Raw genomic sequence first — 25,791 nt, 5'->3', positions numbered from 1 at the left:
GCGCGGAAAGATCTTTTTTGTTAATATGCTTTTTTCACTCTAGGACTTCTCGGTTTATCGAGTTTCTCCGCTTTTTTGATCTCTCTTCTTTCTTTTGAGAGCGATTGATAGAGAGAGGCAATCATCAGCAGGATAACGATAGAAAACGGCAGCGCTGCCAGAATCGCTGTGTTCTGCAAAGCGGCAAGCCCTCCGGAATATAGGAGCACAGCCGCCATGGCGGACTGAATGATACCCCAGCTGAGTTTCACAGAATTTGCCGGATTTAAAGAACCGTACGATGTCTGCATGCCCAGCACGAATGTAGCTGAATCAGCAGACGTGATAAAGAATACTGCGATCAGAATCAATGCAAGGATCGATGTCACCATTGTCAGCGGATAGTGATCAAGTGTTCCGAACAGCATCGTTTCAGTGGACAGCTTTGCTACATTGAACGTGCCTTTTTGCTGGAGATCCATGGCTGATACGCCGAAAATGGAGAACCATAGAAATGTCAAAATACAAGGTGTCACCAAGACGCCGATTAAAAATTCGCGGATCGTCCGGCCTCTGGATACACGGGCGATGAAAATGCCGACAAATGGAGACCAGGAAATCCACCATGCCCAATAGAAAATCGTCCAGCTATTAATCCATTCGCGTTTTTCAGGATCATTCGGTGTCAGTCTGAAGCTCATTTGAACGATATTTTGAATGTATTGTCCGATAGAATCTGTAAATGAATTCATGATCAGCACTGTAGGCCCGACAACGAGCATAAACAACATTAACAATCCGGCCAATACCATGTTTGTGTTGCTTAAATACTTAATTCCTTTTCCGAGTCCGCTCCACGCAGAAAGTAAAAAGAGCACTGTCACAATAATGATTAAAACCAATTGGACGATAAACGCATTCGGAATGCCGAACAGGTAATTCAAACCGCCGTTAATTTGGGTTGCGCCAAGACCAAGACTTGTTGACACCCCGACAACAGTGGCGAAAACTGCAATACAGTCAATGGCCTTTCCGATCGGTCCGTTTACTTTATCCCCGAGAATCGGTGACAGTGTGCTGCTGATTAACCCGGGCGCGCCTTTGCGGAATTGGAAATAGGCAATGCATAATGCCACAATGGCATAAATGGCCCAAGCGTGCAAACCCCAGTGGAAAAACGTATAGCGGAGTGCATCTCTGAAGGCTTGGGGGGTTTCTGTTTCACCTGATGGAGAGCTAATTGCGTAATGGCTGATCGGTTCAGCCGCACCGTAGAATACTAAGCCGATTCCCATGCCTGCGCTGAACAGCATGGCAAACCATGATAATAACCCGAATTCCGGTTTTTCATCAGGCTTTCCGAGTTTGATTTTTCCGATCGGGCTGAAAATCAAAAAGAGACAAAACCCGACAAACAAAGAGACAACTAAAAGATAATACCAACCAAATGAATCGGTAATAAATGCTTGTGCCGATTGAGACACATTTTGCAGGCTGTCAGGAGAAATAACACCCCATAATACAGCTGCAGCTGTGATTGCAATCACAATCCAAAATACACTAGATATATGTTTCAACATTTCTCACCCTCTAATTTTTTGTGTACGCCTATATCTTGCTCGCAGGCTTAGTATGGTCGTACGATGGCAGCTCATTCCTCTCTTAAAATTACCCCGCAATCAGGTGAAACAAAACAAGTCTCACCCTACATGAATGCGGGGAATGTTCAAATGTGAGTTTGGCGGCAAGAGATTTAAAGAGTAATGATTAAGAACGGGCGTATTGCCCGGCATTTAGCCCTGCAAGCCTGCCTGTGACAAGGGCGGAGGTAATATTGTATCCGCCTGTGTAGCCGTGGATATCCAGAATTTCACCGCAAAAATAAAGCCCCTCCATTTTTTTAGAAGCCATCTTTTTCGGGTCAATTTCTTTTACAGATACCCCGCCTCCCGTGACAAATGCCTTATCAAGCGACAGTGTGCCATTTGCGAGGACAGTAAACTGCTTGCAGTCCCTTACAAATTGTCTGAAAGGATCCTTCGGCAGCTCAGAAAACGATACGTTCGGAGAGATGCCGTTTTTTTCGAGCAGGAATAGGAGATAGCGCTCCTGCATCCAAGGCTTCAGCACGTTTTTAATGGTTTTTTTCGGTGCTTCCTTCAGTTCTTTATACATCTTTTGGAAAAGCGTTTCTTTATTGATATCCGGATACAAGTCGATTCTGATCGGCACTTGAGGCTGTTTTTTCAGCTCTTTTACGACAAATTGGCTGCATCTGAGAATGGCAGGTCCTGAGAGGCCGAAATGGGTAAACAGCATGTCCATTTTATGTGTGATAATCGGTTTGCCTTTTTTATTTAACACACTGACGGCTACATCTCTTAGTGATAAGCCCTGGAGTGTTTTTTGCTTAATGAACGGTTCGCCAGAAGTGACGGGAACCTCTGTCGGAAACAGCTCTGTTATGGTATGACCCGCGGCTTCAGCCCATTCATAGCCGTCTCCCGTGCTTCCGGTATGAGGCACGCTTTTACCGCCGACAGCGATAATGACTGCCTGGCTATGGATCATTTCGCCATTATTCGTCATAATCCCTGCTGCCTGTCCATCTTCATATAAAACAGATTTAATTTTCTCGTTCGTTCTGATTGTCACGCGGAGCTGCTTCAGCCTGTTTAACAGCGCGTCAACGACACTTTGGGCTTTGTCGGTCACAGGAAACATCCGGCCGTGATCCTCTTCCTTCAATTGAATGCCGAGGTTTTCAAAAAACTTGATAATGTCTTCATTATTAAATTCAGAAAACGCGCTGTATAAAAAACGCCCGTTGCCGGGGATGTGCTTGATAATTTCTTCCACAGGAAGGCGGTTCGTCACATTACAGCGGCCGCCCCCGGAAATCGCGAGTTTCCGTCCTAATTTATTTCCTCTATCTATCAGCAACACGCCAGCACCCTGTTCTCCTGCTGCAATCGCAGCCATCAAGCCTGAAGGGCCTCCGCCGATTACGATTACGTCATATTGTTTCATCTTTATCATCAACTTTCTTTTCATTTCGTGTGCGGACACCCCGTCCGCAGTACTATTATAGCGAAAGAAAGCCGCTCCTTAAACGTCTTTTGCCGCGGACATGAATGTTCACAGGATTGCTTTTGTATTTATTACCGTCTAAATGCCCAGTTGTGGTAAAATAGAAAAGTTGAATCTTCGTAGAAAATGGTGATGAAGAAACATGTCAAGCAAACTGTTAAGAGGCACGTTTGTATTAACGCTCGGTACATATATATCGCGGATTCTGGGGATGGTCTATTTAATTCCCTTCAGCATTATGGTCGGGGCGACAGGCGGTGCATTATTTCAATACGGATACAACCAATACACTTTATTTTTGAATATTGCTACGATGGGCTTTCCGGCCGCTGTTTCTAAATTTGTTTCCAAATATAATTCAAAAGGGGATTATGAGACAAGCAGGAAAATGCTCAAGGCGGGCATGTCGGTTATGCTCGTCACAGGAATGATAGCCTTTTTCATTCTGTATCTATCGGCTCCGATGTTTGCGGAAATATCGCTGGGAGGCAAGGATAATAACGGCTTGACAATTGATCATGTCGTTTATGTCATCCGCATGGTCAGCTTAGCGCTTTTGGTCGTACCGATTATGAGCCTTGTCCGCGGATTCTTTCAAGGGCACCAAATGATGGGGCCGACAGCTGTTTCCCAAGTCGTTGAACAGATTGTCCGCATCATCTTTCTATTGAGTGCGACATTCTTGATTTTGAAGGTTTTCAACGGCGGCCTTGTCATCGCTGTGGGCTATGCAACCTTCGCAGCGCTGATCGGTGCCTTCGGAGGGCTGGTCGTGCTTTATATTTATTGGAACAAACGGAAGGGCAGCCTGCTGGCGATGATGCCGAATACGGGTCCGACAGCAAACCTAAGCTACAAGAAAATGTTTTTCGAGCTGTTCAGCTATGCTGCTCCGTACGTTTTTGTCGGACTAGCCATCCCTTTGTATAACTATATTGATACAAATACGTTTAACAAAGCGATGATTGAAGCCGGTCATCAAGCCATCAGCCAAGACATGCTTGCGATTCTAACCCTGTATGTTCAGAAGCTCGTGATGATCCCGGTTTCCCTAGCAACTGCTTTCGGACTGACATTAATTCCAACGATTACTGAATCGTTTACAAGCGGAAACTATAAGCTGTTAAATCAGCAGATTAATCAAACGATGCAGACGATCCTGTTTTTAATTATTCCGGCTGTTGTTGGGATCTCTCTATTGTCAGGACCGACGTATACGTTCTTTTACGGGTCAGAGAGCCTTCACCCTGAACTGGGGGCAAACATTTTGCTATGGTATTCGCCAGTCGCGATTTTGTTCTCTTTGTTTACAGTCAACGCAGCTATTCTGCAGGGCATCAATAAGCAAAAATTTGCGGTTGTCAGCCTTGTGATCGGCGTCGTGATCAAGCTTGTGCTGAATGTTCCGCTGATCAAGCTGATGCAGGCTGACGGAGCGATTTTAGCGACGGCGCTTGGATATATCGCTTCCCTTTTATATGGGTTTATCATGATTAAGCGCCATGCAGGCTATTCGTATAAGATACTAGTTAAACGAACTGTTTTGATGTTTGTCTTATCAGCCATTATGGGTATTGCCGTGAAAATCGTGCAGTGGGTATTAGGCTTCTTTATTTCCTATCAGGATGGCCAGCTGCAAGCTGCGATTGTTGTGGTGATCGCGGCCGCTGTTGGCGGAGCTGTCTACCTGTATTGCGGCTACCGATTAGGATTTTTACAGAAAATTTTAGGCCGCCGTTTGCCAGGTTTCTTAAGGAAAGGCAGACATGCAGGCTGATGAACTAGATATGATGAAACTGAGGGCTCGCATGCTGCGGGCTTTCTTTTATAAAGGAGAGATTGGGAATGAGACTTGATAAGCTGCTTGCCAACAGCGGGTATGGTTCCAGAAAAGAAGTCAAAGCCGTTGTGAAGGCTGGAGCCGTGATGATCGACGGCAAACCTGCCAAAGATGTAAAGGCGCACGTTGATCCTGATACGCAGGAGGTGACCGTATACGGGGAACCGGTTGATTATCGAGAGTTCATTTATCTTATGATGAATAAACCGCAGGGCGTGCTGTCGGCGACTGAGGACAGCCGGCAGCAAACAGTGGTCGATCTGCTGACGCCGGAGGAGATGAGATTTGAGCCATTTCCAGCCGGCAGGCTTGATAAAGATACAGAGGGCTTTTTGCTGCTCACAAATGATGGCCAGCTCGCACATCGGCTCCTTTCTCCTAAAAAGCATGTTCCAAAAACGTATGAAGTCCATTTAAAATCACAGATTTCTCGGGAAGACATCTCCGATTTGGAAACGGGTGTCTACATAGAGGGCGGCTATAAAACAAAGCCGGCAAAAGCGGAAATCAAAACAAACGACAGTGGCAATACCGTGATATACCTGACAATTACAGAAGGAAAATACCATCAGGTCAAGCAAATGGCAAAGGCAGTCGGCAATGAAGTGGTTTATCTGAAGCGGCTTTCGATGGGACGCGTTTCCCTAGATCCCGCTCTGGCACCCGGAGAATACCGTGAGCTGACAGAGGAAGAGCTTCATTTGCTCAATGAGCCGCAAGCATGACAAAAACCCCGCATACCGAATGCGGGGTTTTATTTATAAGCACACAAAAACAAGGCTCAGTAGTTTCTTCGCCCTATTATCTATCGGGCCGCTCTCAGGCGGCCCTATGTAATTTTTCAATTTATGAGGTAATCTTTACTTTCTTTCTCGTTGTCTCCCACTTGCCACGGCTTGGACTATGAACAAGATCATTATATGCCAACACATTTAAGTCTCTTTGAATCGTTCTAGGTGTAATGCCGAATTCGTCAACCAGTTCCTGTGTTGTCACAAGACCTTTTTCTTGGATAAACATGTAAACTGATTTGATTCGAGTTAGCATACGGTTTGTTGAAGGTTTCAAAAAACCACTCCCTATCATAAGATCGGATGGACTTGACTAACCACAACTCACGACTATCAACTGCGTACGAAATAGCAACAAAGGCAGACATCTGTAACTGTTAAAATAATTCGCCCTCATTATACACGATATTGCAGTGATGAATCTAGGGATAACTCCTATTAATTTTTTCCAATTCGCGTTGGGCAGCCATCCTTGTTGGATTACTATGTATTTCGGCTCAATATTATTATGGTTAAAGAAACTTTTTTTATTCTGTTTCGTAGTAAATTTTGGAGGTGGGTGAGTTTTGACAAATTTGCTTGAAGCTTCAATAGAACAGGCCGGGTATACAAGCCGAAAAAAAGTGCTCACCGATGTTTTTCTGGAAGTCAGAAAAGGGGAGCTGGTTGGACTGATCGGAGCTAACGGCGCCGGAAAAAGCACCGCAATCAAGGCGATACTCGGCCTTTCAGAAGATTTTAAAGGGCATATTGCCTGGAACGACTGTTCATTTGCATATATTCCGGAGCATCCGTCCTTCTACGAAGAACTGACGCTGTGGGAGCATTTGGATCTGATCAGCACACTTCACGGCATTGAAGAGAGGGAATTTGCGCACCGGGCCCAAAGCCTGCTGCAGACGTTTTCGCTTGATCATGTCAAACATGAGCTGCCTGTCACCTTTTCGAAGGGCATGCAGCAAAAACTAATGCTTATCCAGGCCTTTCTCTCTAAGCCGGATATGTATGTGATTGATGAACCGTTTATCGGCCTTGATCCGATATCGACGAAACGCTTTGTGGACATGCTTAAGGCTGAAAAAGAACGTGGAGCCGGAATTCTTATGTGCACGCATGTACTCGATACCGCGGAAAAAATCTGTGACCGGTTTTATATGATTGAGAAAGGTTCATTATTTCTCCAAGGCACGTTAAAAGATATTCAGGACAAGACCGGATTAGAGGGGCAGTCATTGCTTGACTGTTTTTATAAGGCAGTTCAAGGTGATCGGCCATGAACGGGCGTACGCTCTTTTTTCGAAGGCTGTTTGACTATTACAAATATCAGTTTAAAGTATTGCATGCGGTCATTGACTGGACAGTCGCTCTCTATATCGTTTTGCCGGCGATTGCTTTTGTCATCTATCAGTATATTGATTTGATGAATGGAAGAGGCCTTCTTTATGAGTGGTCTGAAGTGGCGGAGTGGAGATGGCTGTACGCTGTGTGTGGGCTGATCATGTTTACAGGCTCGATTCGTACATTTTTAATGGAAGCGGACAAAGTGTTTTTGCTGCAAAAGAAGGAAATCATCTATCAGCTCAAACTGTACGCGCTTTTGTATTCTTTTCTGGTCACGCTGGCTAAATGGCTGCTTCTCTTTTTCATTGTCCTTCCCTTGATCAGTCATTCTGTTCTCATCACATTCGCAGAAAGCACTGCTCTATTGTGTTATTTGTTTGGCCTTCATATATTCTTTTTATCCTTAAAGCAAGACAGGATCAGAAAGCCGCGCTCCATTTCGAGATGGATTGGCGATACCCTTGTCAGAGCTATTCTTTTTGCTGGTTCTGCTATCCTGATTGTTTTTACTGAGCGGCACTTGCTTGCGCTTTTTGGCATTTTATTTTTGTTTTTCTCAGTTATCCGCAGTTTGAAAAAGACAGCCTCGTTCACGGCTTTTGAAGCTGAGGTGACTGAAGAGAAAAAAAGCAGGCTTGCCCTTGCAGGACTTGTGATGATGATGAGTCAGGAGGCGGGAATGCCAAAAGTAAAAGACAGGATGAGAAGAAAACCATTATTATACCGAAATTCAAAAAGGATATTTAAAAGACGAACGATCTGCACAGGCTATAAGGAGTTGTTTTTTAAAGTTATGCTGAGGAATGGCGAGTATGCAAGGCAGATGTACATGCTACTGTCAGCTTTCACTGTTCTCATATTTGTTTCCCCAATTTGGCTGAAGGTGATTGCGCTGCTGGTATACACAGGGGTTTGCCGTTATATCCTGACGCTTATTTTTGACAAGGTCATGGATGCCCCTTTTTTAATTGGCACCGATAAGGAAAGTGATGAATATTATCGGGCCAGAAAAAGCTGTATCAACATCCTGCACTATGCGTTTGCCGCCTGTTGTTTTTTAGCGGCCGCTGTCTCTTTATTGTTTACATAAAAAACCCAAACGGCGACGTTTGGGTTTTTTGGTCTATCCTTATAAAATAAACAGCTGGATGAAAAACAGAATGGCGAAAACGATGACGAGCGGATGAATCTCTCTCCATTTTCCCCGCGCCGCTTTTACAATTGGGTACGAAATAAAGCCAAGCGCGATTCCTGTAGAAATGCTCGAGGTCAAAGGCATGGCTAGAATGACGAGAAACGCAGGAAATGCCTCGTCCATCTCTTTCCAGTTCATATTGGAAACTGAGCCCATCATCAGGCTGCCGACGATAATCAAAGCAGGCGAGGTGATGGCGGCTATACCTGACAAGGCGCTGACAAGCGGACTGAAAAACATTGAAGCCGCAAACATCACCGCGACAGTCAAAGCCGTAAGCCCCGTTCTTCCCCCGGCTGCGACACCGGCGGAAGACTCGATAAATGCAGTCGTCGGACTTGTGCCGAAAACAGCTCCTACTGTCGTCGCGGTTGAATCAGCAAGCAGCGCTTTTCGCACGTTCGGCAGCTTGTTGTTTTTCATCAGCCCGGCTTGCTCGGCAACTCCGATCATCGTGCCTGTCGTATCAAAAATGGTGACTAATAGAAAAGAAAAGACGACAGCGTACAGGCCGTGATGAATGACATCGCCAAAAGCGGTAAATGGATTTGAGATCATCAATCCTTCCGGCAAATGAGGAAGCGACATAAATCCCTTTGAAAAATGGAGCTGACCGGTGAAAAAGGCGATCAAAGCGGTAGCTGCCATTCCGATAAATAAAGCGCCGCTTACATTCAGCACCATCAGGACCACGCTGATCAAAAGGCCGACCAGCGTTAAGATAACACCAGGTGAATGCAGATTGCCGAGAGTGACCAGGTTTGACTCATCAGCTGCCACAATTCCCGCTTGACGCAAACCGATAAAAGCAATAAACAGCCCGATCCCTGTTGTGATCCCGTATTTTAAATTGTTTGGAATCGCTTCTATAAGTTGTTTTCTTAAAGGCGTTAACGATAGAATAATGAAGAGAACCCCTGCTGTAAATACTGCGCTGAAAGCTGTTGCGTACGTGATGCCGCCATCGCTTGCGCTTACGACATGAAAGGCTAAATAAGCGTTCAAGCCCATGCCGGGCGCAATAGCAATCGGATAATTTGCTGCCAGGGCCATCCACAGCGTTCCGACAATGGAGGCAATAATCGTTGCGGTGAACACCTGGTCGAAAGGAACCCCGGCGTTAGCCAGAATGACCGGATTGACCACGACGATATAGACCATTGTGAAAAAGGTCGTCAGCCCTGCTATGATTTCTTGCTTTATGGATGTTTGCTGCTCTTTTAGATGAAACATAGTATCCTCCAATTACGAACGTTTTAACAAAACACCATTAATATTATTCGTTTTATTTGGTTTTTGCAAGTCATTTCTTGCGGAAAGGGGATCATTATGAACTGGGAAGTTGAAGTGATCAGAAAAAAAGAGGATTTAATTCGTGATACACAGGAATTTTTGAGAATCAACAGTGTCATGGACGAAACAACCGCCGGACCCGGTAAACCGTTTGGAGAAGGGGTAAATGCCAGCCTGACTTCATTGCTGGAGCTTGGAGAAAAAGAAGGCTTTACAACAAAAAATCTTGACGGCTTCGCAGGTCATATTGAATGGGGGGAGGGCGATGACATTATCGGCGTACTTTGCCATGTTGACGTCGTGCCGCCGGGAGATGGGTGGACGAGTGATCCATTTTCAGCTGAAATCCGCAACGGACGGATTTATGCAAGGGGCGCCATTGATGACAAAGGCCCGACAATGGCGGCATTCTACGCGCTGAAAATCGTGAAAGACATGAATTTGCCCCTGTCCAAGCGAGTCAGAATGATTATCGGAACAGATGAAGAAAGTGATTGGAGATGCGTAGAGCATTATTTCAAGCATGAAGAAATGCCAACAATGGGCTTTGCGCCTGACGCCGATTTTCCGATCATTAATGCGGAAAAAGGGATCATCGATGCTTCTTTACTTATTCCGCACCGCCCAAATCAAGCTGAACCAAAGGCAGTGCTTGTCTCGTTTCAATCAGGCCTTCGCTTAAACATGGTGCCCGACGCTGCGGAAGCTGTCATTGAAGGGCCGAAAAATGAAGAGATTCTGTCTTCATTTAAAGACATGCTCCGCACGACGGACCAAAAAGGGGAAGCTGCAATAGAGAACGGACAGCTCATTTTGCGTATGTACGGTCTTTCCTGCCATGCGATGGAACCGAACAATGGGATCAATGCCGGCATTTTATTGTGCGAATTTCTCCAGCAGACTGAGCTTGACGATGCAGGAAAGCGGTTTGTGCAAGTTGTGACAGATAAGTTCTCAGGTGATACAAGAGGAAAAAAACTGGACATCGACTGTGAGGATGAAATCAGCGGAGAGCTGACATTAAATGTCGGAACACTGCGCTATAAAGAAGGGCAAGGAGGCGAGCTCGGGATCAATATCCGCTATCCTGTGACAGCAGAAAGCAAAGTGATCCGCGATACATTCGAAAGCGCATCTGAATTTGAGCTGGGAGAATTCAAAGACAGCAAGCCGCATCACGTGTCCGCAGATCATCCGTTAGTCAAAACCCTGCAAAAGGTTTATGAAGGCCAGCTGGGTAAAAAAGCTGATTTAATCTCAATCGGCGGGGGGACTTATGCGAGATCCTTAAAAGCCGGTGTCGCGTTCGGCCCGCTGTTCCCCGGACGCCCTGACAGCGCACACCAAAAGGATGAATATATCGAAATTGATGACCTGCTGAGATCGACAGCGTTATATGCTCAGGCCATTTACGAGCTTGCAAAATAAAAGGACCGGCTTCTGCTGAAGCCAGTCCTTTTTTTAAATAAATGACCATAAATCAGTTGATAAGTACCGTTCTCCTGTATCAGCTGTCATGCAGACCACAACTTTGTCAGGAGAGAGGCGTTTCGCTGTTTCGATTGCCGCGAAGCAGGCAGCGCCTGATGAAGGACCGACAAGAATTCCTTCTTCAGCAGCAAGCCGTCTTGTCGTCGTATACGCGTCTTCATCAGAGATTTTGATAATTTCATCATAAACGTCTTCATTTAAAATCGGCGGTATAAAGCCTGGGCTCGTTCCTACAAGTTTATGAGCGCCAGGTTTTCCGCCGGATAATACAGGCGAACCCGCTGGCTCAACAACATGGACCGTGATATCCGGAAAAAGCTCTTTGAGCGCCTCACCTGTTCCGGTAATGGTTCCGCCCGTTCCAGAGGAGGCTACAAAAGCGCCGAGCGGTTTTCCGATTTCCTCTATTGCCCGGGCGATTTCAGGCGCTGTTGTTTTCCGGTGCGCATCAGGATTGGCAGTGTTATCGAACTGCATTGGAATATAGCTGTTCGGAATTTGTTCGGCAAGCTCCTTCGCTTTTTTGATGCTGCCCGGCATTCTTTCCTCTCCGGGAGTTAATACAACCTCTGCGCCGTAAGCTTTAAGCAGGTTGATCCGTTCCTTCGTCATTGTATCAGGCATAACTAAAATTGCTTTATATCCGCGTGCTGCCGCATTCATGGCGAGCCCGATGCCGGTATTTCCGCTTGTCGGCTCTATAATAACTGATCCCGGCTTGAGTAAACCGTTTTGTTCAGCTTCTATGATCATTTGATAAGCGGCTCTGTCTTTCACACTGCCGCTCGGATTGAAAAATTCAAGCTTTAAATAGACTTGTGCCGCATTTTCCGGCTGAAGCCGATTCAATCTCACTAGCGGTGTATCTCCTATCAGATCAGCTGTGTTTGCAACGATTTTCAACATTGTCATTCCTTTCTGAATAAAACAAGTGTCATATAATATCCTAACATAATAAACGTTTGTGCGAGAGTGTTTTCATACACTATTCCTCTATCCGCACAGCCTCTTTATTGATAAAATAATAGCTGTCAAAGAAGGGAGTGTCAGACGGATGCCAGATATACGGCCTCATTATTTCATCGGCGTTCCCATACCTGAGGGAATTGCAAATCCGATCTACCAGGCTGCGAAAAACGAACCGGTATTGGCGTTTCAAAAATGGGTGCACCCGCTTGACTATCATATCACGTTAATTTTTCTCGGAGCGGCGGATGAGACACAAATAAAGAAGCTTGAAGGTTCGCTAGCAGAGATTGCTTCAGAAATTGACCCATTTTCAATTGAGTTTGGCAAGATAGATGTATTCGGCGACCGCAGAAGGCCGCGCGTTTTACATCTGGAGCCAAAGAAAAACAAAACGCTTGATAGACTGCGGGAACATACGAAGCAGGCTGTCCTTCAGGCCGGCTTTCAAGTGGAAAAAAGACCGTATCATCCTCATATGACGCTGGCAAGAAAATGGACAGGCGAAGAAGGATTTCCAGCTCATGTTCCGTTTGAAAGCGGCGAGGTTTCGATGATGGCTGAGCGGTTTTCGCTCTTTCAAATACACTTGAACCAATCACCAAAATACGAGGAAATATTCAAATTTCAATTATCTTAATTCATTGCGGAGTGGAGAAACAAACATGGCACAAATCATCAAAATTCATGATTATATATCAAGATATGAGCTTGATCCGTACCATTATATCAACCAGTTTGTACGTCTGAAAAAAGAGCGCTGGCTTTCACTAGTAGAAGCAGCGGAACGCCAGCATGAAGAAAGGCAAGCCAGAGCTGAAGAACCGGAACCGGTGCAGAAACGAAAAAAATTTTCATTGAAAAGAAGAAAAGAAGAGATAAAAGCCGATATACAAGAAGAGAGACACCAATGGTTTGAGGACGAAGAAGATATTCATGTAAGGCTCCCGAAGAGCAGGGTGGCGCTTGCTTCTTTTTATAAAAGGCATTTATATGATTTTCAGCTCAAATGGGCAAGCTCTACTCTTTCAGAAATATCTCAACTCTCAAACCAGGTGAAGCAGGACCGCATTTTGCGTTATCTGACCCAGCAGCTGCCTGATTCTTATTTTATTATGTATAAGCCTGTGCTGAAAATTCAGCAGGCGGCGGTTGAATTAAGCATTGTGATTATTTCTCCTCTGGAAATTTATTGCGTTTCTTTTTTAGAGGCTGAGGAAGACAGTGTCTACATAGGGTCTAAAAATCGTTTTTGGGACAAGAAAACAGCCTCTCAGACTGCATCAGTGTTAAATCCAGGGCTTAGCCTGTTTCGTACGGACTCGGTTGTGTCAAAGATCGTAAAGGAAAAACAGGCTGAGATCCCGGTTCGAAAATTGCTTCTGAGCAGAACGTCGTACATCGATTACCCGGAGCCGCCATACGGCTTAGAAATAGCGGATAAGCGGAGCGCGGAAGAATGGATTGAGCGGCAGAAGAAAAACACTGCTCCGATCAAACATCATCAGGTAAAGGCTGCAAAGGCTCTATTGTCTTACTGCATGTCTGACTCCTATCGCAGACAGGAGTGGCTGGAGTAAAAGAGAACGATTTGAGCGGTTTTCTCATAACATAAGCAGGTGAGAAAGATGAGCCATTGGTTTTTTATTATTAATCCGACAGCAGGACATCGAAACGGCCTGCGTGTTTGGAAGTCCATTCAAAAAGAATTGATCAAACGAAAGGTTGAGCACCGTTCATTTTTAACTGAACATCCGGGACACGCAGAGGTGCTCGCCAGACAGATTTCAACGATACAGGAATATAAGCTGAAGCGCCTGATCGTCATTGGCGGAGACGGAACCATGCATGAAGTTGTCAACGGGCTGAAAGATGTTGACGATATTGAGCTGAGCTTTGTGCCGGCGGGCGCGTATAATGATTTTTCGCGAGGGTTCTCTATTAAAAAAATCGATCTGATACAGGAAATCAAGAAGGTAAAGCGCCCGTTAACAAGAACCTTTCATTTAGGGAGCGTCAATTTCCTTCAGGATAAATCACAGATTCTTTATTTTATGAATCATATCGGGATCGGGTTTGACGCATATGTCAATAAAAAGGCGATGGAATTTCCGTTGAGACGGGTTTTTCTTTTTCTCCGCCTTCGATTTCTTGTGTATCCGCTTTCTCATTTGCACGCTTCGGCAACCTTTAAGCCGTTTACGTTAGCTTGTACGACGGAAGACGAGACGCGCGAATTTCATGATGTCTGGTTTGCCGTTGTATCCAACCATCCGTTTTACGGGGGAGGCATGAAGGCGGCGCCCTTAGCAAATCCGCGCGAGAAGACATTTGATATCGTAATCGTTGAAAACCAGCCGTTTTTGAAAAAATATTGGCTTTTATGTCTCATGGCATTTGGAAAACATACAAAGATGGATGGCGTTACGATGTTTAAAGCGAAGGACATTACATTTTACACGAAGGACAAAATCCCGTTCCATGCTGACGGTGAAATCATGGGCACTACCCCGTTTCGTCTGGCATCTAGTCCTTCCCCCCTAAGAATCAAAACATAAACGTGTTTGGAGGAGAGAGCTTCCGATGGTCAGCATCCGCCGCAGCTTCGAAGCGTATGTCGATGACATGAATATCATTACTGTTCTGATTCCTGCTGAACAAAAGGAAATCATGACACCGCCGTTTCGGCTTGAGACAGAAATAACAGATTTTCCTCTGGCTGTCAGGGAGGAATACTCCCTTGAAGCAAAATACAAGTACGTCTGCGTATCCGACCATCCTGTGACATTTGGAAAAATCCATTGCGTCAGAGCATCCAGCGGCCACAAAACGGATCTCCAAATTGGCGCGGTCATCCGGACGGCAGCGTTTGATGACGAATTTTATTATGACGGAGAGCTGGGCGCCGTTTATACCGCGGATCATACCGTATTTAAAGTATGGGCGCCTGCTGCAACCTCAGCTGCTGTCAAGCTTTCACACCCCAATAAAAGCGGGCGCACATTCCAAATGACTCGGTTGGAAAAAGGCGTCTATGCCGTTACGGTCACAGGTGACCTTCACGGATATGAGTATTTGTTTTGCATCTGCAACAATTCAGAATGGATGGAAACAGTTGACCCGTATGCCAAGGCTGTGACTGTAAATGGAGAGAAGGGCGTCGTCTTGCGCCCGGATCAAATGAAATGGACTGCTCCTCTTAAACCATTCTCACACCCTGTGGATGCCGTCATCTATGAGACGCATCTTCGCGACTTCTCCATCCATGAAAACAGCGGCATGATAAACAAGGGAAAATACTTAGCGCTGACGGAAACTGATACACAAACCGCAAATGGCAGTTCTTCGGGATTAGCGTATGTAAAAGAGCTTGGTGTGACACATGTGGAGCTTCTGCCGGTGAATGATTTTGCCGGAGTTGATGAAGAGAAGCCGCTTGATGCATACAATTGGGGATATAACCCGCTTCATTTCTTTGCCCCGGAGGGAAGCTATGCCTCAAATCCTCATGATCCTCAAACGAGAAAAACAGAGCTGAAACAAATGATCAATACCCTGCATCAGCACGGTCTGCGAGTCATTCTGGATGTTGTTTTTAACCATGTGTATAAGAGGGAGAATTCCCCCTTTGAAAAGACAGTGCCAGGTTATTTTTTCCGGCACGACGAATGTGGGATGCCATCAAACGGCACCGGCGTTGGCAATGATATTGCATCAGAAAGAAGGATGGCAAGAAAATTCATTGCGGATTGCGTGGTCTATTGGCTTGAAGAATACAATGTTGACGGCTTCCGCTTTGATCTCCTCGGGATTTTAGATATTGACACCGTGCTTTATATGAAAGAGAAAGCAACTAAGGCAAAGCCCGGAATCCTGCTTTTTGGAGAAGGTTGGGATCTGGCTACACCGCTGCCGCATGAACAGAAAGCTGCTTTGGCGAACGCGCCAAGAATGCCGGGCATCGGCTTTTTTAATGATATGTTTCGTGACGCTGTAAAAGGGAACACCTTTCACCTTAAGGCAGCAGGGTTTGCGCTCGGCAGCAGTGAATCAGCACAAGCTGTGATGCATGGAATTGCCGGGTCTTCCGGATGGAAGGCATTAGCACCGATTGTTCCGGAACCAAGCCAGTCCATCAATTATGTCGAATCACACGACAATCACACCTTTTGGGATAAAATGAGCTTCGCGCTTCCTCAAGAAAATGACAGCCGAAAGCGAAGCAGGCAAAGGCTTGCAGCCGCGATTATTTTGCTTGCCCAAGGGGTGCCGTTTATTCACAGCGGCCAGGAATTTTTCCGGACGAAGCAGGGAGTGGAAAACAGCTATCAATCCAGTGACAGCATCAACCAGCTCGACTGGGATCGCCGTGGAACGTTCAAAGAAGATGTTCATTATATCTGCAAGCTGATCTCGCTGAGAAAAGCGCATCCTGCATTCCGTCTTAGGTCCGCTGCAGACATCCGGCGCCATCTTGAATGCTTGACGCTAGAAGAACACCTTATCGCATACAGGCTTTATGATCTTGACGAGGTTGACGAATGGAAAGATATCATTGTTATCCATCACGCGAGTCCAGACTCCGTCGAGTGGAGGCTGCCAAACGACATACCTTATCGGCTTTTAAGTGATACATCAGGATTTCAGAAAGACCCGGCAGAAATCAAGAAAACGGTTGCAGTAAACGGCATCGGAACGGTTATCTTATATTTAGCATCAGATCTTAAGAGTTTTGCTTGACGAAGTTTGTGCTATAGCGCTAAAATTTAAAGGACGGCTATTGATTAGCATATGAGACTCTCAATAGCTGTCTTTTTTATTTTTATACGATTCGTACGAAAAAGGCATTCGCTGGATAGACTAGAAACGATTAGCCTTAATTCTAAAATATTTTAAGAAATGATGGGTTGAACATTGATATGAACTGGTTGGGACAATTACTAGGTAGCGATTGGGAGATCTTCCCCGCCGGAGGAGCTACAGGAGATGCATATTATGCGAAACATAACGGGCAGCAGCTTTTTTTAAAACGTAATAGCTCACCTTTTTTAGCTGTTTTATCCGCCGAAGGCATTGTTCCGAAGCTGGTTTGGACAAAACGGATGGAAAATGGGGACGTCATTACGGCCCAGCACTGGATGACCGGCAGAGAGCTGAAGCCTAAAGACATGAGCGGACGGCCCGTTGCTGAATTGCTTCGTAAAATACACACATCAAAAGCCTTGCTGGACATGCTGAAGAGACTTGGAAAAGAACCGCTGAACCCGGGGGCTCTTTTGTCTCAGCTGAAGCAGGCTGTATTTGCTGTGCAGCAATCTTCGCCGCTGATTCAAGAAGGGATCAAGTATTTGGAAGAACACCTGCATGAAGTGCATTTCGGTGAGAAAGTCGTTTGCCATTGTGATGTCAATCATAATAACTGGCTATTGTCTGAAGACAACCAGCTGTATTTAATTGACTGGGACGGCGCCATGATCGCTGATCCGGCGATGGACCTCGGGCCTTTGCTGTACCACTACGTCGAAAAGCCAGCTTGGGAGAGCTGGCTGAGCATGTACGGCATAGAGCTGACAGAAAGCCTTCGGTTGCGAATGGCTTGGTATGTGTTATCTGAAACAATTACTTTCATTGCCTGGCATAAAGCAAAAGGCAATGATAAGGAATTTCATGATGCAATGGAAGAGCTGCATATCCTCATGAAACGAATTGTTGATTAATCAGGAATACGAATCCATTTGCTCTACCCATTGAGACAGGCTGTTCTGATGCTCTTGTATGTGTGAGTCGATGGATTTGGACGATATTCCTGATTGGCTGTAGCGGTAAACATCTTCAAGCACGTTTTTGAAATTTGAATCAAGCTCGGTGTTTGCCATCAGTGATTTAATCACACGCTCAAGCTGCTCGTACTCTGCGACTGTTCCGCAGCAGTCCAATTGATGGTCAGTCAATATATCCTTCAATAAATGAACTTGATGCTCATAATGTAAACCCATAACGGTACACATCCCTTCAGTATCATACGGGTTAAATTGTTCAAAACAGAGCGTTTTTATACATGTGAAAGGAGTGTTCCAGCAGACGGGACCCTCTTTTTTTATGCGCTCGGTCTTAAGAGAGATACACTGGAAAAACGAGCTTGCGGGTCTTTTTAATTCATGGTATGTTGTTAGTCGAAATAATAGATAGAGGTGTCAATCATATGAGAATGCGCCACAAGCCGTGGGCTGATGACTTTTTGGCTGAAAACGCAGATATTGCCATCAGCAATCCTGCTGATTATAAAGGGAAATGGAACACAGTGTTTGGCAACGACAATCCGATCCATATCGAGGTTGGTACAGGAAAAGGCCAATTTATTTCTGGTATGGCCAAACAAAATCCCGACATCAATTATATTGGTATTGAGTTATTTAAAAGCGTCATCGTGACAGCCGTCCAAAAAGTAAAAGACAGCGAAGCGCAGAATGTAAAGCTTCTGAATATAGATGCGGACACGCTGACGGATGTGTTTGAGCCGGGGGAAGTGAAACGGGTCTACTTGAACTTTTCTGATCCTTGGCCGAAGAAACGGCATGAAAAACGCCGCCTGACATATTCCCACTTCCTCAAAAAATATGAAGAAGTAATGGGCAAAGGCGGATCGATTCATTTTAAAACGGACAACCGAGGTTTATTTGAGTACTCTTTGAAGAGCTTCTCTGAGTACGGCCTCCTGCTGACATACGTCAGTCTCGATTTGCATAACAGCAATCTGGAAGGCAATATTATGACAGAATATGAAGAAAAATTCTCTGCACTCGGCCAGCCGATCTATCGGGCTGAGGTTGAATGGAGAACGTAAAGACAGACTCTGACAGGAGTCTGTTTTTTTTATGGGCCGTTTGCTACCATGATGACAGGGGGGGATGAAAATGGAAACAATGAAAATTGGAAACATCACGTTGACCTGGCTTGACGGAGGCGTGACGCATATGGACGGAGGCGCCATGTTCGGCGTTGTGCCAAAGCCGCTTTGGTCTAAAAAATATCCAGTCAATGAAAAAAACCAGATTGAACTAAGAACAGACCCTATTTTGATTCAAAAGGATGGGCTCAATATCATCGTTGACGCCGGAATTGGGTACGGCAAGCTGACTGATAAACAAAAACGAAACTATGGCGTGACACAAGAGTCGAATGTGAAACCCTCATTAGCTGCACTCGGATTAACGGTTGCCGATATAGATGTGATCGCAATGACACACCTTCATTTTGATCATGCATGCGGTTTAACGGAATATGAAGGTGAACGGCTCGTCTCTGTCTTTCCGAATGCAGTGATTTATACATCTGCTGTTGAATGGGACGAAATGCGCCATCCGAATATCAGGTCGAAAAATACGTATTGGAAAGAAAATTGGGAGGCTGTAGCTGGCCAAGTCAAAACCTTTGAAGACACCTTAACGATCACAGAGGGTATTACAATGCATCACACCGGAGGCCATAGCGACGGACACAGTGTCCTGATATGCGAGGATGCGGGTGAAACTGCCGTACATATGGCAGATCTGATGCCGACACATGCCCACCGCAATCCGCTATGGGTGCTGGCTTACGATGATTATCCGATGACCTCTATCCCGCAAAAGCAGAAATGGCAGGCGTTCGCAGCAGAAAAAGATGCTTGGTTTATTTTTTACCATGATGCCGAGTATCGCGCCCTTCAATGGGAGGAGGACGGAAGTATCAAAAAGTCAGTTAAGCGAATGAAGCGATAGCATATTTTTATGTTTACCCTGCATGTTTTCCGGCTAATAATGCAAACCTAGTACTAATTATGCTCAGAAAGGAAGAGGCAGGGTGAAACAATTCAGAGTAACAAACGAAGGAGACATTCAAACAACATTAAGAGGCCTTGAAGTGCTCTCTGTTCCTTTTTTGAACAAAGGTGTTGCTTTTACTGAGGAAGAAAGAAAAGAACTTGGTTTAAAAGGCTTTCTGCCGCCCAAGGTATTAACAATTGATGATCAGGCGAAAAGAGCGTATGAACAATATTCCGCACAGCCTGACGATTTGAGCAAAAATGTCTATTTAACGGCGCTGCACGATCGGAATGAAACGCTGTTTTACCGCCTGTTAAATGACCATTTAGGGGAAATGCTCCCGATTGTCTACACACCGACAGTCGGAACGGCAATTCAGAGATACAGCCATGAATACAGAAAACCACGAGGGCTCTATCTGTCAATCGATGACCCGGACGGTATGAAAGAAGCTTTTAAACAGTATAAAGATCAAAGCGATACGATCGATTTAATTGTTGCAACTGATGCGGAAGGAATTTTAGGAATCGGTGACTGGGGCGTCGGAGGAATCGCAATTTCTATTGGCAAGCTGGCGGTTTATACAGCGGCTGCGGGCATTGATCCGAGCAGAGTGCTGGCTGTTGTTTTAGATGCGGGGACAAATCAGGAGAGCCTCTTGAACGATCCGCTTTATGTCGGCAACCAGCATTCTAGAGTGCGCGGAGAACGCTATGACCAATTTATTGACGACTACGTTGCGCTTGCGAGAGAAACATTTCCGAATGCATTGCTGCATTGGGAGGATTTCGGGGCGAAAAACGCGCGAAGCATTTTGAAACGCTATAAAGATAAAGTGTGTACCTTCAATGATGATATCCAAGGAACTGGCGCTGTTTCTTTGGCCGCAGTCTTATCCTGTGCAAAAGCGTCTAAAGTTCCGCTGAGAGATCACAGAGTTGTTATATTCGGAGCGGGAACGGCAGGAATCGGAATTGCCGAACAGCTGCGGGAAGCATTGGTGCGCGAGGGACTGAGTGAAGAAGAATCATACAAGCGCTTCTGGTGCATAGACAGAAACGGACTGTTAACAGATGATATGGATCAGCTTCTTGATTTCCAAAAGCCGTATGCTCGTTCGGCTGATGAAGTGAAGGAATATCAGCGGAACGGAGACGGCGGAGGCATTGATCTTCTTGAAGTGGTCCGGCAGGCGAAACCAACGATCCTGATCGGCACATCTACGGTTTCCGGCGCTTTCACTGAAGAAATTGTAAAAGAAATGGCGTCACATGTGAAACGGCCGGCGATTTTGCCAATGTCAAATCCGACAACTCTTTCTGAAGCAAAACCGGAGGATTTAATCGAATGGACAGAAGGCCGTGCGCTGATCACGACAGGAAGCCCGTTCCCGCCAGTTGAATATAACGGAGTTACGTATCATATCGGGCAGGCAAACAACGCGCTTGTCTTCCCTGGTCTCGGTCTTGGAACGATTGTTACCAAATCAAAATTAATTACCGACGGCATGTTTGAAGCATGTGCCCGGGCAATCGCAGGTATGGTCAATGTCGGGGTGCCTGGCGCGCCGATGCTTCCAAAAGTTGAAGATTTGCGCACTGTTTCGGCAACCGTTGCTGTTGAAGTTGCAAAAACCGCAATGAAGGAAGGCGTCGCTACGGAAGAGCCTGAAGACATTATACAGGCAGTGCAGGATGCGATGTGGTATCCGGTATACAAACCAATTCGCGCGATATAATAAAAAAGAGCCGCTGCGTGGGCAGCGGCTTCTATTTTTTGCTTGTCCGGTGTTAAGAGGCGATTGTATCAATGACATCAACAATTTCTCCCGTTTTGGCATCCACCATCACTTCATACTGTTCTAATTCTCCGAAAGCTGATCGTGTAATGCCGGTTTTGTATACCTGTACCGTTTCTCCGTTAATATTGTAAGGCTCCGGCTGGGTGTAAATCCATGATCCGTCAATCGGGCCCCGCTGCTTAAAAGCAGACTTTACAATTCGAAGCGCTTTTTCTGAAGAAATATAAGGCTTCATCACATATTGTTTCACAACGACAGCCGCACAAATTCCAAGTCCTGCACCTAAAAGAAGATGACGCAATTTCAAAATAAAGCACCTCCTGGTTGATCGTACTTTTCATTATACAGAAACAGCCAAATCCTGTTAAGCAATACGCGGCTGATCGAGCAGATTCGGTCAGGGTGCTTGGAAAACTTCATTGTTTCTAATAAAATAAAAGGACTACATAGAAATGAGGGGAAAACATGAATCAAGAAACGAAAGCGCTTTTCCAAACACTGACGCAGCTTCCCGGCGCGCCGGGCAATGAGCATCAGGTTCGTGCTTTTATGAAGCAGGAGCTAGCCAAATATGCCGATGACATCGTTCAGGACAGACTGGGAAGTGTTTTCGGAGTCAGACGAGGCGCAGAGGACGCACCGAGAATTATGATAGCCGGGCACATGGACGAAGTCGGCTTCATGGTGACATCCATTACAGACAACGGGCTGCTCAGATTCCAGACGCTCGGAGGCTGGTGGAGCCAGGTTTTGCTTGCGCAGCGGGTTGAAATTCAAACAGATAACGGGCCGGTTCCGGGTGTGATTTCAAGCATACCGCCGCATTTATTGACAGATGCGCAGCGAAACCGACCGATGGATATCAAAAACATGATGATCGACATTGGAGCGGATGATAAGGAAGACGCCATCAAAATCGGCATTAGACCGGGACAGCAGATCGTGCCTGTTTGTCCGTTTACGACGATGGCGAATGAAAAGAAAATTTTATCAAAAGCATGGGATAACAGATATGGATGCGGCTTAAGCATTGAACTTCTGAAGGAATTACACGGTAAAGAGCTTCCGAATACACTCTATGCGGGTGCAACGGTTCAGGAAGAAGTAGGGCTAAGGGGCGCGCAGACGGCTTCTCATATGATTAAACCGGACTTGTTTTTCGCCCTTGACGCCAGCCCGGCAAACGATATGAGCGGAGACAAAAATGAATTCGGCCAGCTTGGAAAAGGCTTTTTGCTGCGCATTCTTGACAGAACGACAGTCATGCATCGCGGAATGAGGGAATTCGTTCTTGATATGGCTGAAACGCATGATATTCCATATCAATATTTTGTATCCGGCGGGGGAACAGACGCAGGCAAGGTTCATATTTCGAACAGCGGTGTGCCGTCAGCGGTTATCGGAATATGTTCCCGCTATATTCATACAAACGCTTCTATCATTCATATTGATGATTATGCTGCTGCTAAAGAAATGCTCATCAAACTTGTAACAGCCTGCGATAAGCAGACGGTGGATGCGATTAAAGAAAATATGTAGGTTTCATAAAAGCTTGTTGAACGAGCAGTAAGCCCGGATCGACAAGCTTTTTTCTTATTCTGTTTCAAATAGATAGGAAAGGGCCTTAATGGCTTGGTTAACGGTTTCAACCGTAATATTCGCTTTATTGGAAAGCTCTTTTAAAGGATGGTGGAGCGATTCCGGCCGGATGATAATCAGGGGTTTTCCTTTTGCGTTCGCATATGATGCATCCATTGCCGTGTTCCACTGTTTGTACTTTTCGCCAAACAGGGCGATCACAAAGTCTGCTTTATTCATCAGGACGGCGGTTCTGAAGTTGTTGATGTCAGAGGCTTTGTCATCCTTTAAAACGGCATTTGGCTGTACGCCCATAATTTCTTCACCAATATTGTCTGAGCGGTCATGATTCTCCATCGGGCCAACAAACGTAATCGGGAGCTTCAGTGATTTTGTTTTCTCTTTAATTTCCTCGCGCCAATTGCTGTGGATTTCTCCTGCTAAATAGACGATAAACTCCATATAAAAATCCCTCCTTATGTATGTCCATCTGTAAATTTTACCCTCATGTACACGATGTTAAACGAAACGAGCTTGATAATGCAAATAAAATATGATAATGATAATGGGAAAGCCAATCTTACATATTCATTCGTTGCATATAAGTGGTTTTGCCTCAAGCAGTTTGGTATGATCCAAATGGACGAGTATCGATAAAAAACATGTAAGAACATAAACAACTGGAGGGATATGAAATGAAAAAAATTGAATCAACTCAAGAGCTGGAAAAAGCGGTAAAGGATGATTGGTCTGTATTTATGTTTTCAGCCGATTGGTGCCCGGATTGCCGTTTTGTAGAGCCTTTCCTGCCTGAATTGGAAGCGAATTTCCCTGAATTCACCTACTACTACGTAGACCGTGACAAATTCATTGATACATGTGCAGAGTGGGAAATTTACGGAATCCCAAGCTTTGTGGTGTTTAATGAAGGAAAAGAAGTAAATCGTTTTGTGAGCAAAGACCGCAAAACAAAAGAAGAAATTGAACAGTTTTTAACAGACTCTCTCGCTAAAGCGTAAAGGAGGACATCGGTTTGAAAATGACCTCAAGGAAGCTGTCAGATATACTGAAGCAGCGCCTTCAGCACGAGAATCGCTCCTTTCTGTTTGACAGAGAAAAAGACACCCTCCGTGTTGAGGATCAAACGACTAAAAAAGGGATTACACTCGATTTGCCGCCGATTATTGCAAAATGGGAACTGAAAAAAGACGAAGCCATTGATGAGATCGTGTACTATGTCTCCGAAGCGATGACGGCAATGGAAGGGAAGGCTCAGGAAATGACCGGGAAAGAAACTCGCATTTATCCGGTCATCCGCTCGACTTCCTTCCCGGACAAGTCCAGCGAAGATATCCCGCTCATTTATGACGATCATACCGCAGAGACAAGAATTTATTACGCGCTAGATCTCGGGAAAACCTACCGTTTAATTGACCAGCGCATGCTTGAGAAAGAAAACTGGACAAAAGAGCGGATCAGAGAGACGGCCGCATTTAATCTCCGTTCCCTGCCGACGGTTGTCAAAGAGGATACGGTTGCCGGCAATTACTTTTATTTCTTCAGGGCAAACGACGGATACGATGCAAGCCGGATTTTGAACGAAGCGATCTTAAATGAGTATAAGCAGCATGCAGAAGGGGAGCTGGCGATCTCTGTTCCTCATCAGGACGTTTTGATTCTTGCTGACATCCGGAATGAATCGGGGTATGATATTCTAGGACAAATGTCGATGAGCTTCTTTGCAGGCGGCACCGTCCCGATTACCGCCCTTTCATTTTTGTACAATGAAGGAAAGCTGGAACCGGTGTTTATCCTGGCGAAAAGCCGTCCGAAAAAGGATTAGAAAGGATTTTTACTTATGAACGCTTTTTATAATAAAGAAGGTGTGGGAGACACGCTCTTGATCTCTCTTCAAGATGTGACACGCGAACAATTAGGCTATGAAAAACACGGCAACGTCGTCAAAATTTTCAATAACGAAACAAAAGAAACAACGGGCTTCAACATTTTCAACGCGTCTTCTTACTTGACCATTGATGAAAACGGCCCTGTTGCGCTCTCAGAAACATTCGTGCAAGATGTGAATGAGATTTTAAACAGAAACGGCGTTGAAGAAACATTAGTCGTTGATTTATCTCCGAAGTTTGTTGTGGGGTATGTAGAATCAAAAGAAAAACATCCGAATGCGGATAAATTAAGCGTATGTAAAGTCAACGTAGGAGAAGAAACGCTTCAGATCGTCTGCGGCGCGCCTAACGTTGACCAAGGCCAAAAAGTTGTCGTTGCCAAAGTCGGTGCTGTGATGCCTAGCGGACTTGTCATTAAGGATGCAGAGCTTCGCGGCGTTCCGTCAAGCGGGATGATCTGCTCAGCGAAAGAGCTTGATTTGCCGGATGCCCCTGCTGAAAAAGGAATCCTTGTGTTAGAAGGAGACTATGAGGCAGGAGACGCATTTCAGTTTTAGACTCCCATAAATCCGCCAAAAAAAACGAATCATGTGAAAAGCCGCTAAGCCCTTGTTTAGCGGCTTTGTTTCTGCTGATAGCTTAATCTTTTCTGGGCCGACCAGCAGTGGTATACTAAAAACCGTCCCAGAAAACTATAAGGGAGTTAGAGATAAA

General features: G+C 45.4%; 26 protein-coding genes. 18 read left to right on the top strand and 8 right to left on the bottom strand.

Annotated elements, in window-relative coordinates; all coding sequences use genetic code 11:
• Window positions 1–20: 20 nt before the first annotated feature.
• Together opuD and NSQ83_RS15795 are read right to left on the bottom strand one after the other, a co-directional pair.
• Window positions 21–1,559, bottom strand: coding sequence for a glycine betaine transporter OpuD (gene opuD, locus NSQ83_RS15800; RefSeq protein WP_015384403.1), 1,539 nt, complete (start codon window positions 1,557–1,559; stop codon window positions 21–23).
• A 187-nt stretch (window positions 1,560–1,746) separates the two neighbouring features.
• Window positions 1,747–3,009, bottom strand: coding sequence for an NAD(P)/FAD-dependent oxidoreductase (locus NSQ83_RS15795; RefSeq protein WP_204551514.1), 1,263 nt, complete (start codon window positions 3,007–3,009; stop codon window positions 1,747–1,749).
• Between the two features lie 202 nt (window positions 3,010–3,211).
• On the opposite strand from NSQ83_RS15795, the gene murJ reads away from it, so the two are divergent.
• A complete protein-coding gene (murJ, locus tag NSQ83_RS15790; protein ID WP_088467337.1) occupies window positions 3,212–4,846 on the top strand; it encodes a lipid II flippase MurJ in 1,635 nt (544 codons plus the stop codon).
• 68 nt (window positions 4,847–4,914) lie between these two features.
• Window positions 4,915–5,634 (top strand): pseudouridine synthase, encoded by a 720-nt coding sequence (locus NSQ83_RS15785; RefSeq protein WP_017695479.1) that lies wholly within the window; start codon window positions 4,915–4,917, stop codon window positions 5,632–5,634.
• A gap of 121 nt (window positions 5,635–5,755) precedes the next feature.
• Here NSQ83_RS15785 and NSQ83_RS15780 read toward each other — a convergent pair whose 3' ends face one another.
• Window positions 5,756–5,977, bottom strand: coding sequence for a DeoR family transcriptional regulator (locus NSQ83_RS15780; RefSeq protein ID WP_003152337.1), 222 nt, complete (start codon window positions 5,975–5,977; stop codon window positions 5,756–5,758).
• A 289-nt stretch (window positions 5,978–6,266) separates the two neighbouring features.
• Here NSQ83_RS15780 and NSQ83_RS15775 point away from each other — a divergent pair, with 289 nt between their 5' ends.
• Together NSQ83_RS15775 and NSQ83_RS15770 are read left to right on the top strand one after the other, a co-directional pair.
• Entirely contained in the window at window positions 6,267–6,977 is a 711-nt protein-coding gene (locus NSQ83_RS15775; protein ID WP_015714539.1) for an ABC transporter ATP-binding protein, read from the top strand.
• Window positions 6,974–8,131 (top strand): ABC transporter permease, encoded by a 1,158-nt coding sequence (locus tag NSQ83_RS15770; protein ID WP_204551350.1) that lies wholly within the window; start codon window positions 6,974–6,976, stop codon window positions 8,129–8,131. Before NSQ83_RS15775 ends, NSQ83_RS15770 begins: the two co-directional genes overlap by 4 nt.
• A gap of 39 nt (window positions 8,132–8,170) precedes the next feature.
• On the opposite strand, the gene pbuO is transcribed toward NSQ83_RS15770, so the two are convergent.
• Entirely contained in the window at window positions 8,171–9,469 is a 1,299-nt protein-coding gene (gene pbuO, locus NSQ83_RS15765) for a hypoxanthine/guanine permease PbuO (RefSeq protein WP_003229234.1), read from the bottom strand.
• Window positions 9,470–9,565: 96 nt separating this feature from the next.
• Here pbuO and pepV point away from each other — a divergent pair, with 96 nt between their 5' ends.
• Window positions 9,566–10,957: a dipeptidase PepV gene (gene pepV, locus NSQ83_RS15760; protein ID WP_004399126.1), complete on the top strand. Its 1,392-nt coding sequence runs from the start codon at window positions 9,566–9,568 to the stop codon at window positions 10,955–10,957.
• A 33-nt stretch (window positions 10,958–10,990) separates the two neighbouring features.
• Here pepV and cysK read toward each other — a convergent pair whose 3' ends face one another.
• A complete protein-coding gene (gene cysK / locus NSQ83_RS15755; RefSeq protein ID WP_003229237.1) occupies window positions 10,991–11,926 on the bottom strand; it encodes a cysteine synthase A in 936 nt (311 codons plus the stop codon).
• Window positions 11,927–12,074: 148 nt separating this feature from the next.
• Here cysK and thpR point away from each other — a divergent pair, with 148 nt between their 5' ends.
• The 5 genes from thpR to NSQ83_RS15730 all read left to right on the top strand — a co-directional run bounded on the left by thpR (window position 12,075) and on the right by NSQ83_RS15730 (window position 17,703).
• Window positions 12,075–12,626 carry an RNA 2',3'-cyclic phosphodiesterase gene (gene thpR / locus NSQ83_RS15750; RefSeq protein ID WP_160245741.1) on the top strand — a complete coding sequence of 184 codons (552 nt, stop codon included), beginning with the start codon at window positions 12,075–12,077 and terminating at the stop codon, window positions 12,624–12,626.
• A 25-nt stretch (window positions 12,627–12,651) separates the two neighbouring features.
• Window positions 12,652–13,566 (top strand): hypothetical protein, encoded by a 915-nt coding sequence (locus NSQ83_RS15745; protein ID WP_029726421.1) that lies wholly within the window; start codon window positions 12,652–12,654, stop codon window positions 13,564–13,566.
• Between the two features lie 48 nt (window positions 13,567–13,614).
• Window positions 13,615–14,544: a diacylglycerol kinase family lipid kinase gene (locus tag NSQ83_RS15740; RefSeq protein WP_003229243.1), complete on the top strand. Its 930-nt coding sequence runs from the start codon at window positions 13,615–13,617 to the stop codon at window positions 14,542–14,544.
• 25 nt (window positions 14,545–14,569) lie between these two features.
• Window positions 14,570–16,726 (top strand): type I pullulanase, encoded by a 2,157-nt coding sequence (pulA, locus tag NSQ83_RS15735; RefSeq protein WP_339238657.1) that lies wholly within the window; start codon window positions 14,570–14,572, stop codon window positions 16,724–16,726.
• Window positions 16,727–16,905: 179 nt separating this feature from the next.
• The gene (locus NSQ83_RS15730; protein ID WP_009967993.1) at window positions 16,906–17,703 is read left to right on the top strand and encodes a phosphotransferase family protein; all 798 of its coding nucleotides are present in this window, start codon (window positions 16,906–16,908) and stop codon (window positions 17,701–17,703) included.
• On the opposite strand, the gene NSQ83_RS15725 is transcribed toward NSQ83_RS15730, so the two are convergent.
• On the bottom strand, window positions 17,704–17,982 hold the full coding sequence (locus NSQ83_RS15725) for a YtzH-like family protein (RefSeq protein WP_003237926.1): 279 nt from the start codon (window positions 17,980–17,982) through the stop codon (window positions 17,704–17,706). It lies immediately after the preceding gene.
• 206 nt (window positions 17,983–18,188) lie between these two features.
• On the opposite strand from NSQ83_RS15725, the gene trmB reads away from it, so the two are divergent.
• The 3 genes from trmB to NSQ83_RS15710 all read left to right on the top strand — a co-directional run bounded on the left by trmB (window position 18,189) and on the right by NSQ83_RS15710 (window position 21,529).
• The gene (gene trmB / locus NSQ83_RS15720) at window positions 18,189–18,830 is read left to right on the top strand and encodes a tRNA (guanosine(46)-N7)-methyltransferase TrmB (RefSeq protein ID WP_004398646.1); all 642 of its coding nucleotides are present in this window, start codon (window positions 18,189–18,191) and stop codon (window positions 18,828–18,830) included.
• Between the two features lie 70 nt (window positions 18,831–18,900).
• Window positions 18,901–19,746, top strand: coding sequence for an MBL fold metallo-hydrolase (locus NSQ83_RS15715; RefSeq protein ID WP_038427838.1), 846 nt, complete (start codon window positions 18,901–18,903; stop codon window positions 19,744–19,746).
• 82 nt (window positions 19,747–19,828) lie between these two features.
• On the top strand, window positions 19,829–21,529 hold the full coding sequence (locus NSQ83_RS15710; protein ID WP_128471895.1) for an NAD-dependent malic enzyme: 1,701 nt from the start codon (window positions 19,829–19,831) through the stop codon (window positions 21,527–21,529).
• 52 nt (window positions 21,530–21,581) lie between these two features.
• Here NSQ83_RS15710 and NSQ83_RS15705 read toward each other — a convergent pair whose 3' ends face one another.
• A complete protein-coding gene (locus tag NSQ83_RS15705) occupies window positions 21,582–21,899 on the bottom strand; it encodes a PepSY domain-containing protein (RefSeq protein ID WP_014480575.1) in 318 nt (105 codons plus the stop codon).
• Window positions 21,900–22,057: 158 nt separating this feature from the next.
• On the opposite strand from NSQ83_RS15705, the gene NSQ83_RS15700 reads away from it, so the two are divergent.
• Window positions 22,058–23,131 (top strand): M42 family metallopeptidase, encoded by a 1,074-nt coding sequence (locus NSQ83_RS15700; RefSeq protein ID WP_198878561.1) that lies wholly within the window; start codon window positions 22,058–22,060, stop codon window positions 23,129–23,131.
• A gap of 54 nt (window positions 23,132–23,185) precedes the next feature.
• On the opposite strand, the gene NSQ83_RS15695 is transcribed toward NSQ83_RS15700, so the two are convergent.
• Window positions 23,186–23,632: a YtoQ family protein gene (locus tag NSQ83_RS15695; RefSeq protein WP_198878562.1), complete on the bottom strand. Its 447-nt coding sequence runs from the start codon at window positions 23,630–23,632 to the stop codon at window positions 23,186–23,188.
• Between the two features lie 78 nt (window positions 23,633–23,710).
• On the opposite strand from NSQ83_RS15695, the gene NSQ83_RS15690 reads away from it, so the two are divergent.
• Genes NSQ83_RS15690 through ytpR form a run of 4 tightly spaced genes read left to right on the top strand, consistent with a single transcriptional unit; the run spans window position 23,711 to window position 25,634 of the window.
• The gene (locus NSQ83_RS15690) at window positions 23,711–23,827 is read left to right on the top strand and encodes a hypothetical protein (protein ID WP_004399150.1); all 117 of its coding nucleotides are present in this window, start codon (window positions 23,711–23,713) and stop codon (window positions 23,825–23,827) included.
• 38 nt (window positions 23,828–23,865) lie between these two features.
• Window positions 23,866–24,189 (top strand): thioredoxin family protein, encoded by a 324-nt coding sequence (locus NSQ83_RS15685; protein ID WP_003229265.1) that lies wholly within the window; start codon window positions 23,866–23,868, stop codon window positions 24,187–24,189.
• 14 nt (window positions 24,190–24,203) lie between these two features.
• Window positions 24,204–25,013, top strand: coding sequence for a DUF1444 domain-containing protein (locus NSQ83_RS15680; protein WP_009967991.1), 810 nt, complete (start codon window positions 24,204–24,206; stop codon window positions 25,011–25,013).
• Window positions 25,014–25,028: 15 nt separating this feature from the next.
• Window positions 25,029–25,634 (top strand): YtpR family tRNA-binding protein, encoded by a 606-nt coding sequence (gene ytpR / locus NSQ83_RS15675; protein ID WP_198878563.1) that lies wholly within the window; start codon window positions 25,029–25,031, stop codon window positions 25,632–25,634.
• Window positions 25,635–25,791 lie beyond the last annotated feature (157 nt).

The sequence above is a fragment of the Bacillus sp. PS217 genome, from assembly GCF_037963535.1.
Taxonomy (GTDB): Bacteria; Bacillota; Bacilli; order Bacillales; family Bacillaceae; genus Bacillus; species Bacillus subtilis.
This window is presented reverse-complemented; position numbering and strand designations above follow the sequence as displayed.

Bases quoted from the DNA above. Each gene is read 5' to 3' on its own strand.
- opuD (WP_015384403.1), bottom strand. From the start codon at position 1,559: ATGTTGAAACATATATCTAGTGTATTTTGGATTGTGATTGCAATCACA.
- NSQ83_RS15795 (WP_204551514.1), bottom strand. From the start codon at position 3,009: ATGAAACAATATGACGTAATCGTAATCGGCGGAGGCCCTTCAGGCTTG.
- murJ (WP_088467337.1), top strand. From the start codon at position 3,212: ATGTCAAGCAAACTGTTAAGAGGCACGTTTGTATTAACGCTCGGTACA.
- NSQ83_RS15785 (WP_017695479.1), top strand. From the start codon at position 4,915: ATGAGACTTGATAAGCTGCTTGCCAACAGCGGGTATGGTTCCAGAAAA.
- NSQ83_RS15770 (WP_204551350.1), top strand. From the start codon at position 6,974: ATGAACGGGCGTACGCTCTTTTTTCGAAGGCTGTTTGACTATTACAAA.
- pbuO (WP_003229234.1), bottom strand. From the start codon at position 9,469: ATGTTTCATCTAAAAGAGCAGCAAACATCCATAAAGCAAGAAATCATA.
- pepV (WP_004399126.1), top strand. From the start codon at position 9,566: ATGAACTGGGAAGTTGAAGTGATCAGAAAAAAAGAGGATTTAATTCGT.
- cysK (WP_003229237.1), bottom strand. From the start codon at position 11,926: ATGTTGAAAATCGTTGCAAACACAGCTGATCTGATAGGAGATACACCG.
- thpR (WP_160245741.1), top strand. From the start codon at position 12,075: ATGCCAGATATACGGCCTCATTATTTCATCGGCGTTCCCATACCTGAG.
- NSQ83_RS15745 (WP_029726421.1), top strand. From the start codon at position 12,652: ATGGCACAAATCATCAAAATTCATGATTATATATCAAGATATGAGCTT.
- NSQ83_RS15740 (WP_003229243.1), top strand. From the start codon at position 13,615: ATGAGCCATTGGTTTTTTATTATTAATCCGACAGCAGGACATCGAAAC.
- pulA (WP_339238657.1), top strand. From the start codon at position 14,570: ATGGTCAGCATCCGCCGCAGCTTCGAAGCGTATGTCGATGACATGAAT.
- NSQ83_RS15730 (WP_009967993.1), top strand. From the start codon at position 16,906: ATGAACTGGTTGGGACAATTACTAGGTAGCGATTGGGAGATCTTCCCC.
- NSQ83_RS15725 (WP_003237926.1), bottom strand. From the start codon at position 17,982: ATGGGTTTACATTATGAGCATCAAGTTCATTTATTGAAGGATATATTG.
- trmB (WP_004398646.1), top strand. From the start codon at position 18,189: ATGAGAATGCGCCACAAGCCGTGGGCTGATGACTTTTTGGCTGAAAAC.
- NSQ83_RS15715 (WP_038427838.1), top strand. From the start codon at position 18,901: ATGGAAACAATGAAAATTGGAAACATCACGTTGACCTGGCTTGACGGA.
- NSQ83_RS15700 (WP_198878561.1), top strand. From the start codon at position 22,058: ATGAATCAAGAAACGAAAGCGCTTTTCCAAACACTGACGCAGCTTCCC.
- NSQ83_RS15695 (WP_198878562.1), bottom strand. From the start codon at position 23,632: ATGGAGTTTATCGTCTATTTAGCAGGAGAAATCCACAGCAATTGGCGC.
- NSQ83_RS15690 (WP_004399150.1), top strand. From the start codon at position 23,711: ATGCAAATAAAATATGATAATGATAATGGGAAAGCCAATCTTACATAT.
- NSQ83_RS15685 (WP_003229265.1), top strand. From the start codon at position 23,866: ATGAAAAAAATTGAATCAACTCAAGAGCTGGAAAAAGCGGTAAAGGAT.
- ytpR (WP_198878563.1), top strand. From the start codon at position 25,029: ATGAACGCTTTTTATAATAAAGAAGGTGTGGGAGACACGCTCTTGATC.